Source organism: Mesorhizobium sophorae (genome assembly GCF_002270415.1).
GTDB classification, from domain to species: Bacteria; Pseudomonadota; Alphaproteobacteria; order Rhizobiales; family Rhizobiaceae; genus Mesorhizobium; species Mesorhizobium sophorae.
In genome coordinates, this window is the sequence record NZ_NNRI01000022.1 from 642,862 (window position 1) to 659,774 (window position 16,913).

Sequence of the window (16,913 nt, forward strand, 5' to 3'; positions counted from 1 at the left end):
CACCAATTTTCGTCAAGGTCTGGAAGGGGTCGCGGGGTCGAAATTTCGACTTTGGCAGGTTTGGCAAATGCGGGCCTTTCGCCTACGAGTTGACGGATGTCCCATCGCGAGACGGAGTCCGCAAGATGCGGGCTGTCCACTGGGGTGCCAAATTCCCCCAAGCTGCCGGTCTGCTGCCGGCCCTATCTCAGCCCTTCGATGTTACCAGTAGGTGTGGCTGTTCTGAGCGCGGAGCAGACAGGACGTCACGATGCGGATGCCGCGACCTTGGAAGGCACGCCGCGTCCGAACTCGACGTCCCAGCTTCGCTCCACCGGTGCGGCTTCGCCACTTAACCCGAGTTTGGGGAAAAGCAGTTCGGCGACGTTGAACGCCTCTTCCAGGTGCGGGTAGCCGGACGCTATGATCGTTTCGATGCCGATGTCCTGATACTCACGTATGCGCGCTGCAACATTGTCGGGATTGCCGACCAGCGCCGTTCCCGCGCCGCCACGCACCAGCCCAGGTCCAGCCCACAGATTCGGGCCGACAACCAGCCGGTCGCGCCGGCGCTGATGAAGTGCCGACATGCGCTTCTGCCCAACGGATTCCGAGATGTGGACAAATCCGTTCTGGGCTTCGGCGATCAGGTCGTCGGTGACGTGGCTGATCAGCCGGTCAGCGGCAGCCCAGGCCTCATCCTCCGTTTCGCGTACGATCAGATGAATGCGAAGGCCGAAACGGATCGTGCGGCCTTGTGCAGCCGTTGCTTTCCTCACGCGATCGATCTTCTCGGCAAGCTGGTCCACCGGTTCGCCCCAGCTCAGATAGGCGTCCACATGCTTGGCGGCGATCGCAATGCCGGCATCGGAAGAGCCTCCGAACCAGAGTGGCGGATGGGGTTGCTGAACCGGCGGGAAGGAAATGTCGGTGCCGTGAGCAGAAAGGTACTTGCCCTCGAAATCCGCTGGCTCACCCGAGAGGATCCGCCGCCAAATGGTCAGGAACTCGTCGGTTTGCGCATAGCGCTCGTCATGGCTGAGCTTGTTGCCGTCGCCGGCGAGGTCGGCTGGATCCGCACCGGTGACGACATTGAGCAGGACGCGGCCGCCGGAGATGCGGTCCAGGGTGGCGGCATGACGCGCAAACAGGGCCGGTGTTCCGCTGCCCGGCCGAAGCGCGACGAGGAACTTCAGCCGTTCGGTGAGCGGGATCAGCCCGGCCGCCACGATCCAGGCGTCCTCACACCGCGTCCCGGTGGGCAGCAGCACGCCCTTGAAGCCAAGCCGGTCGGCGGCCTGGGCGATCTCCTTGAGATAGCCGAAGGTTGCCGGCCGGTGCCGCTCGTCGGTGCCGAGGTACGGTCCATCGCCATGCGTCGGCAGGTACCAGTAGAGGTCGAGCGGCTTGCTGGGCATCGGATTGTTCCTTCAGCGATGTGGAATGTGTGGGCAGGCAAGCGTCAGAGCTTGCCCTTCCAGGGGATGAGACGGTGCTCCAGCCAGCGCATGCCGCTGGTGAAGGCAAAGGCAAGGATGGCGATGACGATGAGGCCGACGAAGACGACGTCGGTGGCGAGGAAATTGGCGGCCGACATGATCATGTAGCCAAGGCCTGACTGGGCCGCGATAAGCTCGGCCGCGACCAACGTCGACAATCCGGCACCGATGGCAATCTTCAAGCCGGTCATGATTTCCGGCAATGCGGACGGCAGGATGATGCTGGTGAACAGTTGCAGTCGGCTGGCGCCGAGCGACAGCGCGGCATTGATGCGCTCAGCCGGCACTGACCGGACACCGGCCTGTGCGGCAAAGCAGATTGGGGCAAAGGTTGACAGCGACAGGAGCACGATCTTGGAAGTCTCGCCGATGCCCAGCCAGATGATCAGCAGCGGCAGGTAGGCCAGCGGCGGCAAGCCCCAGTAGAGATCGATCGGCACGCTGAAGATGCCCTTGACCCAACGATTGAGGCCCATCAGCAGGCCGAGCGGAATGCCAAGGAAAATGCCGACGCCGAGCGCCGCGGCGATACGGCCCAGGCTTGCCAGTGTGTGGTCGAGAAGCGTGCCGTTGGCATAGCCGTCGGCCCAGACGGCGCTGAATTGCGTCAGCACCTCGGCCGGTGACGGCAGGAACAGCGGCGACGCCCAGCCAAAGCGCGCGGCGATGAACCACAACGCGATCAGTGCAGCCAGCGTGACCAGGCTTATGCCGAGCGTGCCTGTCGACGCGGATCGGCGTGGCCGGAGGGACGGCCTGCGCTGGGTCGTCGAAGGCGAGAACGAAGTCGGGGAATTGGCGGCAAGCGTCATTGCAAGGTTCCTGTGCGGGCGCCTTCCGGCTGGTGGATCAGCGAGCGGATTTCCTGACGCAGTTCAATGAAGCGCGGGTTGGACTGGATCGGCCCGATGTCGCCGCTCCTGGCAAACTCGCGGACGAAATCGGCCTCGAACCGGGCCAACGATACGGCCAGGCCTAGGCGACATCACAACGATTGTCGTGCCGAGCGTGAGGGCTTCCTCGATGGAATGGGTGATGAACAGGATCTGCTTGCCGGTCTTGGCCCAGACCGAGGCCAGAAGCTGCTGCATTGTCTCCCGCGTCAGGCTGTCGAGGGCGCCGAACGGCTCGTCCATCAGCAGGATCTTCGGATCGGTGGCCAGGGCTCGCGCGATGCCGACGCGCTGGCGCATGCCGCCGGACAGTTCATAGGGCGGCTTTTCGGCGAAATCGGCGAGCCCGACCAGTTCCAGCAGACGCCTTGATCGCTCATGGCGTTCGCTGCGCCGCACGCCCCGGTATTTCAGGCCGAGAGCAACATTGTCCAGCACATTGGCCCAGGGCAACAAGGTATCCTTCTGGAAGACGACACCACGATCGCCGCCGGGCGCGACAATCTCTTTTCCATCCAGTGTGATCGTGCCCTCGGTGAGCGGCAGGAAGCCGGCGATCGCGTTGAGCAATGTCGACTTGCCGCATCCGGAAGCACCGACGGCGACGACAATGGAATCAGGTGCAATGTCGAGCGAGACGTGATCGAGCGCGTGAACGTCCTGGCCGTCGGAAGCTGGAAAGGTGACGCTGGCGTCGCGAATTCGAAGCATGGTGGCCTCCAGGCAGTCTGGCTGGCGATATTGCCGCCAGCCAGAGCCGAATGTCGTTCAAGGATTTTAGTTGGAGGCCTTGGCGGCCTGCGCATATTGCGGATCGGCGGCTGAGGCGTAGCTGTCCTTGATGGCGGTGATCTTCTTCTGGTCCTTCAGGAAGCCCGCAGTGTCCTTGAGGATTTTCGCGACGGCGCTCTTGTCGCCACCGCCCAGCCATTTGTCGGAAGCCTGTTCGTCGAGCGGCGGAACCACCGTCGTCTTCAGCTGCTCCGAATTTTCGGCCGCCGTACCGCCCTGCAATTTGGCGATCGCCTTGGCGCTCTCGGAGTCCGGTCCCCAGGCGGCCGGATTGCTCAGATAGGCGGTGTTGTAGCCGTCGATCAGCCGCACATACTGGCCGAGGAAGTCGGGATTGGCCTTGGCGAAATCACCGGTCACGACAAGCGCGCTGAAGGTCGGAGCGCCACGATCGGCGACCTGGCCGGCTGTGAGCAGGACCTTGCCGTTCTTCTTGAGTTCGGAGAGTGCCGGATCCCAGACGAAGGCGCCATCGATGTCACCGCGCTTCCAAGCCGCGACGATCTCGGGCTGCGGAATGGCGATGACCTGGGTTTCCTTCTCCGTGATACCTTCCTGCTTGAGTACGGCGAGAAGCTGGTAATGGTCAGTCGAGACGGGTGCTGCGGCGAGCTTCTTGCCCCGCAAGTCGGCCGGCGACTTGATCTCGGGCCGCACCACCAGGGCTTCCCCGTCACGAGAGACCGAGGAGATGTAGAACGCCTTCACGTCGATGCCCCTGCTGACGGCGGCGGCGAAAGGGCTTGATCCGACATCACCGATCTGGACGTCGCCGGATGCAATGGCGGCGAAGATGTCGGCGCCTGAATTGAAGCGGCGGAATTCGATGTCCCAGCCGGTCTTCTTGGCAAGATCGCCATTGGCAATGCCGAGATTGTACGGATTGGCACCCGTCTGGTAGGCGATGACGACTTTCTTGTCGGCGGCAAGCGCTGCGGCGGAGCTGGCCGCCAGGGCAAGCCCGACTAGGGCAGCGGAAATCAGTTTTCGCATGGTATCTTATTCCTTTGAAACAGAGGGCACAGCTTCGATTGCCGGCCCTGAGCGAGGGGCCGAGGATTAAAGTCCACTAATATTATAGACTTAGACAGGAATGAAATTCCGAAAGGCTGGCCCTCGGTAAAAAATTGCGGCTTCGACGCGAACCGGCCCCAACGGATCATTCTCACGCAAACCCGAGGGGCCGGTCCGACGCATTATTTGTGGGGATCAGTTCGTTTATCGGCGGGTCGAATTTCTCTCGACTGCCGCGGCCGCCCTAGCTTGAACTAATGCTTGCTGTTCACCGGCTTGCGATTATGGTTGGCCAGGTTTTCTGAGGCGGCAGGGGAAACAGCATTTTGCCTCGTCGATCAGCTCGATCGCACCTGCTTGGTCTGATCGCGGCCGCGGTGATACCGGTCTGGCTCTTCGCGGCCTATCTGCTGGTCCAATATGCTGTGCATGAGCGGTCCCGCTTCGACCAGGACGCCCGCCAAACCGCCCGGCAGGTTTCGCTCGTTGTCGAGGGCGAACTAGCCAATCTTCAAACGACTCTCAACGGTTTGTCGAAATCGCCTGCTCTGGCCAATGGCGATCTGGAAACCTTTCGCGGCGAGGCACTCAGCCTGGTCGAAGGGACGGACCGGATCATCGTCCTGCGCGATTTAGGTCGCAATCAGTTGTTGAATACAGGGATCGGGCACGGTGAAGTTCTGCCGCCGGTCGAACCGATGCCGGCAGGGGATCTGGAGAAACTCAGAGCGTCCGGCATTTTCGTCAGCGACGTCTTTGCCAGCAAGGATTCCAAAAACTACCGCATAGCCGTTGCCATACGGGTGCCGGCGCCGACGGGCGAAGATCTGGTCCTTTCGATTTCCATCCCGACCGCGCGCATCCGGGATGTGTTGATGCCTGCTGTTCTCGAGGGGTGGACGGTTGGTGTTGGAGATCGCCACGGAAGTTACGTGGCACGTTCCAGGTCGCATCAGGAGATGAGCGGCAAGCCTGGATTGCCGGAATATCTGGAAAAAATCGTTGGCCGCTCCGGCAGCTTCACTTCCCGCAACTTCGAGGGCACCACGCTGCTGGCGGGCTACTACCGATCCTCCTATTCCGATTGGTTCTATACCGCCAACGTGCCGCTTTCGGAGGTGCAGGCGCCGCTATGGCGCTCGCTCGCGGCAATTTGCGGGATCGGCCTGCTGGCGCTTCTTGTGTCGATCGCTCTCGGCTACGTCGTGGGAAAGCGCTTCACGGGAGCGACCACCGACCTAGCTGCCCGCGCTGAGGCGCTTGGTCAGGGCCGCGCAGTTGAGCCTATGTCCACCACGGTTGCCGAGTTCGGCGCCATTGCGCAGGCGCTGGTAGACGCCGAGCGTGCCATCGCCGAGCGCCGATATGAATTGGAGACAGTACTGGAGACGGTGCCGGCAGCAGTCTGGTTCACCTATGACCCCCAAGCCCTTCAGGTCATTCGCAATCGCTTCGCGGCGGAACTCATGGGTCTGCCGACCGACGCCCGCAAATCGTTTGGCGCGCCCGACCTCGTGATCAACACCGTGGCGGTCAAGGACGGCCATACCGTGAGCCGGCAGGACCGGCCTCTAAGTCGGGCCATGCGTGGAGAGCTGACAGACAACGAAGAATTCGCCTATACGCTTCCGTCTGGCGTGGAGCGCTTTCTGCTCTCGAGCGCGCGTCCGATCCGCAGCCCGGGCGGCAGCATAATTGGTGCCGTGCAGATCAGCCTTGATATAACCGACCGCAGACGCGGCGAAGAGCATCGCAAATTGCTGGTCAACGAACTCAACCACCGCGTCAAGAACACGCTTTCGGTGGTCCAGGCAATCGCAAGCCAGACGATCCGCAACGCAACCACTTTGCCCGAGGCAGGACGGGTCCTGTCTGACCGGCTCATCTCGCTGGCGAAGGCGCACGATATCCTGACGCAGAAGAACTGGAGCGGCGCCGATCTCCATGATCTGGTCACAGCCTCGATCAAGCCGCATGCTCCGATCGAACGATTTCAAATCAGCGGAGGGAAGGTTTGGCTTCCGCCCAACGTCGCCCTTTCATGTGCTCTAGCACTTCATGAACTTACGACAAATGCGATCAAATATGGGGCGCTGTCGAATGCAAACGGCAGGGTTTCGCTATGCTGGAAGCTTGTTGGTCAAAAACAGCAACGCCAACTTGAACTCGAATGGCGAGAGACTGGTGGCCCGACCGTCGGCCCCGTCGAGCGCAAGGGGTTTGGCACCCAGCTCCTGGAGCGCATATTCGACTCCGATTCCGCGGGACGCGTGGTGCTGACTTTCGAAAGGTCGGGACTGGTCTGCCTTTTCCAGGTGAACCTGTCTGAGCCGAATGAGGCCGAAGCACATTTTCCAGGCAGCGAAACTTAGACCTCGCTGTTCAGTCCGAACTATTTTCGGGTGCGCCAATGGCGCATGGCGGACGGTGAGTTCAACTGGTCACCGCAACACCTTCTGTAGCCTATCGGCCGGCGTTTCGAAGTCCAGGATTTTTCGGGGGCGCTGATTGAGCCGCAGAGCGACGGCGTTGAGTTGGGCCTGGGAGACACGGGAGAGGTTGGTTGCTCTCGGGAAGTACTGCCTGAGCAGACCGTTGGTATTTTCGTTGGTGCCGCGCTGCCAGGGACTGCGCGGATCGCAGAAGTAGACCTGTAGATCGGTTGCAACGGTGAAGCTCCTGTGACGAGCCATCTCCTTGCCCTGGTCCCATGTCAACGAGCGCCGCAGCTCTTCGGGCAATGTGCCGATCTGCTTGGCGAGGGCCGCCACGACGGTGGCCGAGTCCCTTCTCGTCAACTTCACAAGCATCGTGAACCGGCTGTGTCGTTCGACGAGGGTGGCGATGTTCGTGTCGTTCGCACCGGTGAGCAGATCACCCTCCCAATGGCCTGGGATAGCTCGATCCTCAGCCTCAGCGGGACGCTCGCGGATGGAGACCATATCGAGTATCTGCCCTTGCCCCGTCCGGCGCTGTGCACCTTTGGCGAGGCGCATCTGCCGTTTGGTGCGCAGATGTGCCGTCAGTTCCTTCTTGAGTACCCCTCGCGACTGGATGAATAGACTGCGATAGATTGCTTCATGAGATATCCGCATGCTTGGATCGCCCGGGTACTCTCGCCTCAACCAGCCCGCTATTTGCTCCGGCGACCACTGTAGCGCCAGCTTTTGCGCGACCCGCCATCGTAGCCGTCCAGAGCATGCAAGGCGACACTGCTTCGGGCGTAGCGCGCGCTCCCAAGCCTGCTTGTCAGCCCGAGTTGCACGGTAAGTTCGCGTACCTCCATTGCGCGTGATCTCCCGACATATTGTCGATGGCGCGCGCCCAAGACTTCTGGCAATGGCGCGTATCGCAAGACCCGCCGCGATCCCCCGAGAGATCTCTTCTCGCTCCGCCAGTCCAAGCGCCCAAGCCGCTCTACGCCTTGCTGACGGAGCAATGCCGCCATGTAGGGATACGATCCGCTGCACGCCGGTTTTGTTCCTGCGGTCCAATGCCCGCGAGATCGACGAAATGCTTTGGCCTTGCTTCCATCGCTCCCAAAGCTCGGCCTTCTGCGCTGATGTAAACCAGACCCGTGACGTCACCATGCGACACCTCCTCATCCTCTCAGACTAAAGGTGTTGCCACGATCGGTTGAACCCACCGACCCTTTGAAGTCATTCGCTTGAGTTGATTGCCGGCGTGTCGCTTCTGGCACCGTGTGATTTCAGGCTGCGTCGCAAGAACGGCGACAGATGGGATCGTCAGACCATCAATCCGCAGTCTTGCCCAATGTGTCGGCGACGACCGCACCGCGCTTGCCCATGGGCAGAGCAGGGCCCGTGGTCGAGTCGACGGCCGTCTGATGTTCCATTTCCGCGTTGATGGCGGCGCCGGCAATAAGGATGATGACTGAAATCCAAGTCCACATCATCAAGCCGACCACCGCGCCAAGCGATCCGTACGTGGCGTTGTAGTTGGCGAAATGCTGCAGATAGAACGAGAAGAGCCACGATGCCCCGATCCAGATAGTGGTCGCGATCAAGGCTCCCCAACTCAGCCATCGCCACTTGGCATACTCTCGACTCGGCCCGAAGCGATAGAGCAGGGAAATGCCGGTCAGCGTGGTGCAAACCAGGATCGGCCATCGGGACGCCGCAACAAGCGTTTCGGTCCAGGCATCAAGGTAGAAATAGCGCAACAATGCCGGAACGACGCCCACGGTTAGCAACAGCACGATGCCAATCAGCAAGGCTCCGACCGTAAACAGTATCGACATCAGGTTGAGGGTGATGAAGCTGCGTTTCTCGCGCTCTTCATAAGCTATGTTCATGGCGTCGAAGAGCGCCTTCATGCCGCTGTTGGCGCTCCATAGCGCGACGCCAAGGCCGATGAAGAAGCCGGTTCCGAGAGCACCCGGTTTCTGCTTGGCCAGGGCCTGCAATTGGTCGCGAATAAGATCGAGCCCGCCCGATGGCAGCAAACCGCCCAGATAGGCGACATGATCCGCGACCGTGACAGGATCCGCGACGAAACCATAGATCGAAATGAAGGCCGCCAGCGCCGGAAACAGGGCGAGCAATAGATAGAAGGTCGCGCCTGCCGCGACCAGCAGGACCCGGTCCTTGTTGAATTCTTCCCACAGCCGCCAGAAGATATCCTTCCAGCCCAGTGCCGGGATCTGTGATGGCCAGGCAGCATCGCGTCCGCGGCCTCTAGGCTCCGACCGCAGGGTGGCTTTGCTGCCTTCTGTGGTTGATGCAGCTCGACTGGCCGCTTCCCCATCGATGAGTGAGGGTTTCGTTCCGGTCGGCTGCTGTTTCCCTTCCGCCTTCGAAGCCACTGTGCGCGCCTCAATCAATCCCGCGTTCAACAGATGTCGTTGGGCGCCGCCAGCGCGGCAAATTACCTCTCGCCTGATCCGGCTTTGCTTAGCCGTCCAACACCGCCTTTCAGATCGGTGTATCTACGTCCCTTTCTGCGCGCTCCATTAGGCGACAAGCTATCCCCTAAGGACGGCCCGTCGCTGCCGTGAATGGAGCGACGGGCGTTATGATCAGTCGCGCTTCCGCGGGTCGGAGAATTCGAACCTACCACCCCTGCCGGCCATACCAGTCATCGATATCGCGACGGGCTCGATCCTTCTCGATGCCGTAACGCTCCTGGATCTTGCCTTCGAGCTGATCGCGTTTACCGGCGATTCGATCAAGATCATCGTCAGTGAGTTTGCCCCATTGTTCCTTGATCTTACCCTTAACCTGCTTCCAGTTTCCTTCGACGCGGTTCCAGTCCATGACACAGGGTCTCCTTCGTTTCACACAAGGCCAAACGTCGTCCGAAGAGGGAGGTTCCACGATGTCCTCGCCGTTCGGACTTTCTCAAAACGCTGTGCAGATGGCCGGAGCCTGTTGGGCTGGGCGGGCGGCAGGAACCATCCACCTCGCGGGCCGTTGGGTCACAGGAAGGGACATCCGACAGATGGTTGACGAGCAAGGAAGGCCACCGGCTGCGACGGACGGCATGGCTCGTCATCTGGCTAGCGAGACCGGCATCACCGAAGCACAGGCCCGTGAGTTGATCGACTTCCTCGGGCTCAATTGGGCATCGCTCTTGCGGGAAGCGCGGATGCTGAAAAACAGGAAGCCTTAGACCGCAAGTTTCTGACTGGGATCATGTGGAGCCTGTCGGCAGCCAAGACAAACGGCCGAGCTTTGAGCCGTGTGATCCCGCTGACGGGATCACACGGCTCGATAGTATCAATATCCGTCGGGACACCGTGCGATGTAGACACGCCCATTGCGATCTCTGTAGCGGCACTGACCGGCTTCACTGGCATGCCCGATCACCGCGCCCGCGATGGCTCCAGCGGCACCGCCAACGATCGCGCCTTTCACGGGATCACCGGCTACGGCGGCACCAATTGCCGCACCGCCTAGACCACCGACTGCAGCGCCCTGCTCGGTGCGCGAGCATGCTGCGAGCGGAATGATAAGGCTCAATATGAGCAATGTCTTTTTCATGAGTTGTCCTCCAGCGGCCCGACATTGAGCCCGGTGATAAATGCGCGATTTGTTTTTTCGATCCATCGATTTGCTAAATTGGCTTTTGATTGCGCGAGCCATCTTCAGCGAGGGCAGAAACGGAAGACCACGTACTGGCTCAAGCACGGGCTACTCGGCGCATCTGTCCGGCGAGGAAAACCTTCGCATCTGGAAAAGGCGGCATGGGCATTGGAACATTAGACAGTTCCAAGTGTTCACTCGGTGCGAGGGTTGCCACCAAATCCTCAAAGACCGGGCAAGAGAGCTTGGTCTGCCAAATCATTTTGAGGAGATCGAACCGTGCACAGCATTATCTATCTCGTCGGGCTCGTCGTCGTCGTCCTTGCCGTTCTGAGCTTTTTTGGCCTCAGGAGGTAGCGCAAAGCCGACATGACCCAGACTGTTGAACCGCCAATATTGCCAGAGGGCAGCCCGGATCGGGAGATCAATTGTGAAGTCGCACTGGAGACCGCATTTGCTGCTTTGGTAACTGCCTCACAGGCGCAGGGATGGACACCCCACGAAACGGCCGTGACCCTGTTGAAGATTGCCACACAACATGGCCAGCAGGTCCAGGCTCTCGTTGCTGCAATCAAGAGCGAGCCGAAATGAGTCAATGGGTTGGCAACGCGGTAGTGGAACAGTTTGAACTCTGAAGCGCTGGCTATTTCTAGCGGCTTCGACCGCCGTCAAAAGGTCGCCAATTTATGGATGTCTGCATCGCCAGAACACGGGACGACAATATCAAAACCGGCAAGAGCGGCTTGCTGCTCATCTCGGACAACTATGATGCCTTCGCCGCGCGTGTGTTGGCGGCAAGAAGCGCGGTTCGCACTCTCGATCTCATGTACTACCTGTGGCATGACGACCACACCGGCCGCTTGCTTCTGCAGGAAGTTTTCCGGGCCGCTCAGCGGGGCGTGCGCGTGCGAATGCTGCTTGATGACGTCAACCCGCGCAAAAGTGATTCTGCATATCTGGCGTTGAGCAGCCATCCAAACATCGAGCTGAAGCTGTTCAATCCGAGCGGCGTCAGAGCACGCGGCATTGTACGCAGCATGGAAGTTCTCCTGCGGCTTTTTGCATTGACGCGCAGGATGCACAACAAGGCGTGGATAGCCGACGACGACATCGCCATTGTCGGGGGGCGCAATGTCGGCGATGCCTACTTTGATGCAGCAGAAACAAATTTCCGCGACCTCGACGTTCTCCTCCTCGGCCCCGCCGTGCAGCAAACCGCCGAAATTTTCAAGGCTTTCTGGACGTGCCAGGACGCAAAACCAATTGGCGCGCTCGGTCCAGCCGCTGCGACCACGCAGGCCGAATTGTTTGGAGGAAGCGATGCTGAAACCGAGTCAAAACTTTTGAACGGGATCGGCGACCATGGGACCGTCGCTGAGTTCATTGCGGCCGGCAACGATGTGCACTGGGTGGAACGTGTTCGAGTGATTTCCGACCCTCCAGAGAAAGTGCGCGGCTGGAGACGTCGCAGTTGGCTGTTGAAGGAATTGCTTCCGATCATTCAGTCAGCGCGCAATTGCCTGGAAATTGTGTCTCCCTATTTCATTCCTGGCAAAAGGGGGTCCGCAATCTTGTCGGACCTCGTCAGCAACGGCGTTGAAGTTGCGGTTCTGACCAATTCATTGGCAGCCACTGATGTCGCAGCGGTCCACGGCGCCTATGCAAATTATCGCAAGCGATTGCTCAGGAACGGCGTCAAGATTTTTGAGCTTCAGCCCTTCAGCCGGCGGCAGGCGATCTCGGTATTTGGGTCCAAGGGAGCCAGCCTGCACACGAAGGCTTTCAGCGTCGATGACAAGACCGGTTTCGTCGGCTCCTTCAATTTTGATCCGCGGTCGGTGTCGTTGAACTCGGAAATGGGAGTGCTTTTTGAGGATGAGGAATTGGTCGCTGAACTGCGGCGCAGGTTCCAGGCAGAGATATCACCGGAAGCGAGTTATCGGCTCGAACTGAAAAACAACGCGCTCCACTGGCATGGATGCGACGGAGGCAGGTCCCAAAATTATTCTCACGAACCTGAAGCGGGGATTTTCCGCCGCATCCTGGCGATCCTGGTCCGCCATCTCCCGATCGAGTCCCAACTTTAGGCAGCAAAGCGACCATCGAGTGTCGAGCCCAAGCGCGTAGATCCCTGCGTTAACGCGTCTTCGTGCCGAGGGCAGCGGCCGGGTTGCCTACACGGAGTACACAACGATCGAACTAGACCAGAGCCCACAGCGCGGTCGGCGCGTCAGAGTCAAAGCTCGACTTTGGCGACGTTGTCTTTGTATTCGTCTTTGGGATCGAACCCGAGCAACATCTTGATCCCCGCCATTACGCTCGATCCATCCAGCCAAATCTCTGCCTCCCGCGGATCGAACCGTAGCAACGCCAGCCTCGGATCATCTTTCCCGCCCTCAAACCATGCGGCCACAAAGCGATTCCAAAGCCGATCGATCGTTGCACGGTCGTTGTCGAGCCAAAGATTCCCCTGCACTGTGGCGAACAGATCGTGGCCTTTGGACGTGAAGGTCGCGGTCGCTTTGCTGCCATCCGTCAGACCCTGAACGAGTTCGGTGTCTTTCGCCGTAAAGAACCAGACTGGACCATTTCCGTCAGTCTCCATTTGTGCAGTCATCGGACGAGGAATGACCTTGGAGTTATCGAGTCCGATCATCATCGTCATATCGGACTTCAAGGATGCCCAGAACCTGGATTTGAGTTCCGCGGGGGCTGGCATAGGCGTTTCCTTTCGAATTGGCGAAAGGGGACAAACGACTGTTGGGCATGTTCGGTTCCGACGGGGCCGGCGATTGGTGAAAACGTTCCTTGCTGGAGTGGTAAAACTGTTCGGTCTCGCGTGAGATTCGTACCAGGGAGATGGAATGATGCCATCTCGCTTTTCGGTCGACGACCCTTCGACCGATGCCGCTCGGATCTAGGTGCGGGCAGGGTGCCTGCTTCGCGCGGCCATCTCGGCGACTAGCGCAGTTCACCGTTTCACGGAAACGGCGAACCGCTCTATCTCTTTGTTTTGACGAAATTCCCTGAGGGAAAGCGCTACGCGCTTTTCCCGGGAAAACCGTTTCACACTTTTTCTGGAATTGCTCTAGTGCGCCTATCACAGCCGCAGGGCGACCTTCCTTCCTTCGTGGAATGCGTAGGGCGCCTGGCGTGGAGCGGCGGCATCGCCGACCTCCATGAAAGGTTGCGATGTGCCTTTCAACTCTTTCGCCAGCCAATCCGCCGCCACGTTGGTGGTTGCGAGAACAAGGCAATCGCCCGGTACGAAACTTTCTTCACGGGTGTTGTGGTCGACGACGGTCACGCCGTCCCCGTGCCATTCCAGAACGCTGACGTCCACGAACCATTTGATGCCAAGCTGGCGCAATGTCCGTCGCAGCGGGAAATCGGCAGCTGTCCGCTGCAGTTCCTTGCCGACCAGCGGATCGGGCGTGAGAATGGTCACTTGATGGCCATCCTCGGCAAGTTTCCAGGCTGTGCCACCGCCGCGCCAGCCTCCGCCCTCGTCGAGCAAAAGCACGCGCTTGCCGGGTCGCGCATGGCGGGCCATCACGGATTCGATCGAGAAGACATTGCCCTTTTCGATGCCGGGCAAGCTCGGCATTGCCGGCAGCGCCTTCTGAAATCCGGTTTCGGGAGACACCGACCCCGTGGCCAGGATGACGGTGTCGGCTTGGAATGAGGGGATTTCCGATGCCTCGACATAGGTGTTCAGCCGCACGTCGACGTTCAGCTTGCTGAGCTGGCGCTCATACCAGCCAAGGAGGTCGAGGATTTGCCCCCGGCGCGGCTGCAATCCGGCAAGAAGAAAGTTCCCGCCCAGTCTGCTGGAGGCTTCGGCCAGCACCACGTCGTGGCCCCGTTCGGCGGCAACGCGTGCCGTCTCGAGGCCAGCGGGCCCGCCGCCGACGACAAGCACCCGTTTTTTGATGGTGGCGGCCGTGAACCGGTCACCGCCCCATTCAAACTCGCGTCCTGCCGAGGGATTGATAAGGCAGCTGATCCAGTAGTCGCGTGAACGGCGGCCCCAGCACATCTGGTTGCAGGATATGCAGCCGCGCACATCGTCCGGCCGGTCTGCCGCGGCCTTGCGTGCCAGGTGCGGGTCGGCGATCTGGCCCCGCACGATCGAGACAAGGTCCGCAGCCTTCTCGCCGAGCACGGTTTCGGCGTTTTCAGGTGTCCTGATATGGCTCTCGGCCACCACGAGGGCCGTCTTGACCACGCCCTTGAGGGTCGCCGCAAGATCGGCGCCAAGTTTCTCCGGGTAGAGAAAGGTCGGCATTATCTTGTAGAAATCGAGGTAGCTGCCGGTTCCGCAGGTCACGTAGTCGATCAGCCCCTGCTCATCATGCAACCGAATGATCTCCGCCAGTTCCTGGCGACTGAGTGCGACTGTGTAGTCTGGCTCATCGCTGACCGAGAGCCCAACGATAAAATCTCGGCCGCATGTTTCCCGGATGCGGGTCAGGATCTCGCGGGAGATCCGCGTGCGGTTTTCGAGCGAGCCTCCCCATTGGTCTTCGCGTTGGTTTGTCCAGGGTGTCCAGAATTGATCGATCAGTCCGACATAGGCAGCCCAGACTTCGACACCATCGAAACCGGCGTCCCGGCAGCGGCGCGCGGCCTGAACGAAGCCGTCGATGGTCTCCCAGATCTCATCCTGCGACATAGCGTGGGAACCGTCGCTGTCGTGATAGCTTGGTAGGCCCGAGGGCGACCAATGCGCATGAAATGAGTTGTCCGAATCGCCATGCGCACCGACGTGGTAGAGCTGCTGGATGGCGATCGCCCCGTGGTCCTTGATCGCCCGCGTGACATGCTGGAAATGAGGAATGACGCTATCGTCGCCAGGCCGGAAATTGCCGCGTGTCAGCACGGCGGCCTGATGGACGGGCATGGGTTCGACAACAATCATGCCGGCCCCGCCAATCGCTCGTTCGGCATAGTAGGCAACGTGTCGTTCGGTCGGCACGCCATTTTCGGCCATGTTGGCGGTATGAGCCCCGAACACGATCCGGTTTCGCAGGGTGCGACTGCCCAGCTTTACGGGTGAAAACAGATGCGGATAGAGTTTTGACATTGTATCTCACCTGCGGGTCGGAGGACGGCAACCCGCCTCGTGTGGCAATCAGGAGGCTTGTCCCATACTCACGGATTTCTGAAGCGCTGCAGCAAGCCCGTCTGCCACGGCCGCTTCAAACCCAGCTGCGCGCATGGCCTCGATTGCTGCCGCGGTGGTGCCGCGGTAGTCGAGGAAGGTCTGGACGATGTCTTTGGGATTGTCTGCGCGAGCCTCGAGGAGTTTTCCCGTTCCAATCAGCACCGCGCTGACGCTCCTTCGGGCAATGTCCGGGCTTATTCCTCGACCGACGGCATCGTCCATCATCGCTGCGGCCAGGAGGGCCGGAAAGGCCGGGCCGGATCCGGTGAGGCCCGTCAGATAGTCGATATCTGCTTCACTTTTGACTTCATCGGCGGCACCACAGGCCTCCAGAATCCGACGGGCGACATCGCGGTCATCCGCAGTGACACCCCGAGAGCCTATCCAGGGAGTATAGGAATTGCGCACCGCTGCCGCAGCATTCGGAAGCGTGCGCACGACGCGTTCGGTCTTGAGACGTCGAGCCAGTTGGTCGAGAGGCACTCCGGCCATGACCGACATGGCGAGCTTGCCATACGCAGAAATGTCGATGGCAGGCCAGTCCTGGGGGCGGACCGATACGATGATGACATCGGATCGATCGGCCAGTTCCTGATTGTCCCTGGTCCATGCAGCGTTCGGCAGAAAGCCGGGTTGCCCACTTCTGTAGGAAAGCGTGAGGTGCTCGGCGGCGACTATCTGTGCATCGATGATGGCCTCGGCGATGGCCCGTCCAAGCCAGCCACCTCCGCCAATTATTCCGATGCTCAAGGGTTCGCTCATTGTCGAAACTCTTCCTCAACCCGCCGAATGGCCATGTCTGGCGAAGAACCGATCCAGCTCCCGCTTCTTTGGGGCCTCGCCCGTAAAAATCTCAACGTACCCGGGAATGCGCTTCATGCGGACCGCGAGATCTTCCCTGGTCTGCATTGAGATGTAGCCGATCTGCACGAGGTAGATGGTGCGCGCTCGAACGTCGGCTGAGCCTTCCTCGTAACCGAAGCGGACGAACATCTGGCTCATCGCGTCGAGGCGCGTCTGGTCGGCTGTCTGTACCTCCGCCAGGATCTCAGGAGATTGGAGCGCCCAGCTTCTGACTGCGAACTCGAACTGGGAGTCGAACAAGGTCTTGTCGAGCCAGCAGTCGAAAACGTTCAGCATCGCTTCGGCCACAGTCTCGGCATAGGCCTCAGCCTGCTTGACGAGGTTGCCGGTGTTCTTGTCCCGCCAACGCGTCAAGAGGGCAGCCAGCAACTCCTCTCGATCCTTGAAGAACCAATAGAAGCTGGTGCGGGACAGGCCCAGCTTCTTGGCCAAGGGCGAAATTCTCACCGTGTCGACGCCGGATTCGAGAAGCAAGTCGTAGGCGGCTTCAAGCCACCCCTCCGGCGATCCGCGCCATCCGCTGTCGTTCGAAATTTGCTCCATGAGCGATCAACCTAACAAAACGCAAAAGTGAAAACCAGCAAAATGTACAGATATGTCGATTTGATCGACCTATGAGAACTCAAACTTGACATATCTGTACATTTTCAAATAGCGTTTG

The 16,913-nt window shown here is 60.1% G+C and carries 15 protein-coding genes and 1 pseudogene; 4 read left to right on the forward strand and 12 right to left on the reverse strand.

From position 1 onward, the window contains the following. Window positions 1-245 precede the first annotated feature (245 nt). From ssuD to tauA, 4 genes and pseudogenes are all read right to left on the reverse strand, one after another. The gene (gene ssuD, locus CGZ66_RS34170; protein ID WP_095091053.1) at window positions 246-1,397 is read right to left on the reverse strand and encodes an FMNH2-dependent alkanesulfonate monooxygenase; all 1,152 of its coding nucleotides are present in this window, start codon (window positions 1,395-1,397) and stop codon (window positions 246-248) included. 44 nt (window positions 1,398-1,441) lie between these two features. Then, a complete protein-coding gene (locus CGZ66_RS34175) occupies window positions 1,442-2,290 on the reverse strand; it encodes an ABC transporter permease subunit (protein ID WP_095091054.1) in 849 nt (282 codons plus the stop codon). Continuing rightward, window positions 2,287-3,082: pseudogene (locus tag CGZ66_RS34180) on the reverse strand (taurine ABC transporter ATP-binding protein). Before CGZ66_RS34180 ends, CGZ66_RS34175 begins: the two are co-directional and overlap by 4 nt. Window positions 3,083-3,148: 66 nt before the next feature. Next, window positions 3,149-4,156, reverse strand: a complete 1,008-nt coding sequence (gene tauA, locus CGZ66_RS34185; protein WP_095091055.1) for a taurine ABC transporter substrate-binding protein — start codon at window positions 4,154-4,156, stop codon at window positions 3,149-3,151. 347 nt (window positions 4,157-4,503) lie between these two features. On the opposite strand from tauA, the gene CGZ66_RS34190 reads away from it, so the two are divergent. After that, window positions 4,504-6,549 carry a sensor histidine kinase gene (locus CGZ66_RS34190; RefSeq protein WP_245331346.1) on the forward strand — a complete coding sequence of 682 codons (2,046 nt, stop codon included), beginning with the start codon at window positions 4,504-4,506 and terminating at the stop codon, window positions 6,547-6,549. A gap of 69 nt (window positions 6,550-6,618) precedes the next feature. On the opposite strand, the gene CGZ66_RS34195 is transcribed toward CGZ66_RS34190, so the two are convergent. The 3 genes from CGZ66_RS34195 to CGZ66_RS34210 all read right to left on the reverse strand — a co-directional run bounded on the left by CGZ66_RS34195 (window position 6,619) and on the right by CGZ66_RS34210 (window position 9,453). Beyond that, window positions 6,619-7,767: an IS30 family transposase gene (locus CGZ66_RS34195; RefSeq protein ID WP_095081806.1), complete on the reverse strand. Its 1,149-nt coding sequence runs from the start codon at window positions 7,765-7,767 to the stop codon at window positions 6,619-6,621. Between the two features lie 164 nt (window positions 7,768-7,931). Further along, on the reverse strand, window positions 7,932-9,002 hold the full coding sequence (locus CGZ66_RS34205) for a YihY/virulence factor BrkB family protein (RefSeq protein ID WP_095091731.1): 1,071 nt from the start codon (window positions 9,000-9,002) through the stop codon (window positions 7,932-7,934). Between the two features lie 247 nt (window positions 9,003-9,249). After that, on the reverse strand, window positions 9,250-9,453 hold the full coding sequence (locus CGZ66_RS34210; RefSeq protein WP_095091057.1) for a CsbD family protein: 204 nt from the start codon (window positions 9,451-9,453) through the stop codon (window positions 9,250-9,252). A 184-nt stretch (window positions 9,454-9,637) separates the two neighbouring features. On the opposite strand from CGZ66_RS34210, the gene CGZ66_RS40175 reads away from it, so the two are divergent. Continuing rightward, window positions 9,638-9,808 carry a hypothetical protein gene (locus tag CGZ66_RS40175; protein ID WP_167392357.1) on the forward strand — a complete coding sequence of 57 codons (171 nt, stop codon included), beginning with the start codon at window positions 9,638-9,640 and terminating at the stop codon, window positions 9,806-9,808. A gap of 107 nt (window positions 9,809-9,915) precedes the next feature. Here CGZ66_RS40175 and CGZ66_RS34220 read toward each other — a convergent pair whose 3' ends face one another. Next, window positions 9,916-10,179 (reverse strand): YMGG-like glycine zipper-containing protein, encoded by a 264-nt coding sequence (locus CGZ66_RS34220; RefSeq protein ID WP_095091059.1) that lies wholly within the window; start codon window positions 10,177-10,179, stop codon window positions 9,916-9,918. Between the two features lie 411 nt (window positions 10,180-10,590). Between CGZ66_RS34220 and CGZ66_RS34225 the strand changes: the two genes are divergently transcribed. Both CGZ66_RS34225 and CGZ66_RS34230 read left to right on the forward strand, forming a co-directional pair. After that, window positions 10,591-10,812 (forward strand): hypothetical protein, encoded by a 222-nt coding sequence (locus CGZ66_RS34225; RefSeq protein ID WP_095091060.1) that lies wholly within the window; start codon window positions 10,591-10,593, stop codon window positions 10,810-10,812. Between the two features lie 95 nt (window positions 10,813-10,907). Further along, window positions 10,908-12,308, forward strand: a complete 1,401-nt coding sequence (locus tag CGZ66_RS34230) for a phospholipase D family protein (protein WP_095091061.1) — start codon at window positions 10,908-10,910, stop codon at window positions 12,306-12,308. A 149-nt stretch (window positions 12,309-12,457) separates the two neighbouring features. On the opposite strand, the gene CGZ66_RS34235 is transcribed toward CGZ66_RS34230, so the two are convergent. The 4 genes from CGZ66_RS34235 to CGZ66_RS34250 all read right to left on the reverse strand — a co-directional run bounded on the left by CGZ66_RS34235 (window position 12,458) and on the right by CGZ66_RS34250 (window position 16,795). Further along, window positions 12,458-12,940: a pyridoxamine 5'-phosphate oxidase family protein gene (locus tag CGZ66_RS34235; RefSeq protein WP_095091062.1), complete on the reverse strand. Its 483-nt coding sequence runs from the start codon at window positions 12,938-12,940 to the stop codon at window positions 12,458-12,460. A gap of 381 nt (window positions 12,941-13,321) precedes the next feature. Then, window positions 13,322-15,307, reverse strand: a complete 1,986-nt coding sequence (locus CGZ66_RS34240; protein WP_095091063.1) for an oxidoreductase — start codon at window positions 15,305-15,307, stop codon at window positions 13,322-13,324. A gap of 48 nt (window positions 15,308-15,355) precedes the next feature. Beyond that, complete coding sequence (locus CGZ66_RS34245; protein WP_095091064.1) at window positions 15,356-16,150, reverse strand: pyrroline-5-carboxylate reductase family protein; 795 nt, start codon at window positions 16,148-16,150, stop codon at window positions 15,356-15,358. 15 nt (window positions 16,151-16,165) lie between these two features. Then, window positions 16,166-16,795: a TetR/AcrR family transcriptional regulator gene (locus CGZ66_RS34250; protein ID WP_095091065.1), complete on the reverse strand. Its 630-nt coding sequence runs from the start codon at window positions 16,793-16,795 to the stop codon at window positions 16,166-16,168. Window positions 16,796-16,913: the final 118 nt, after the last annotated feature.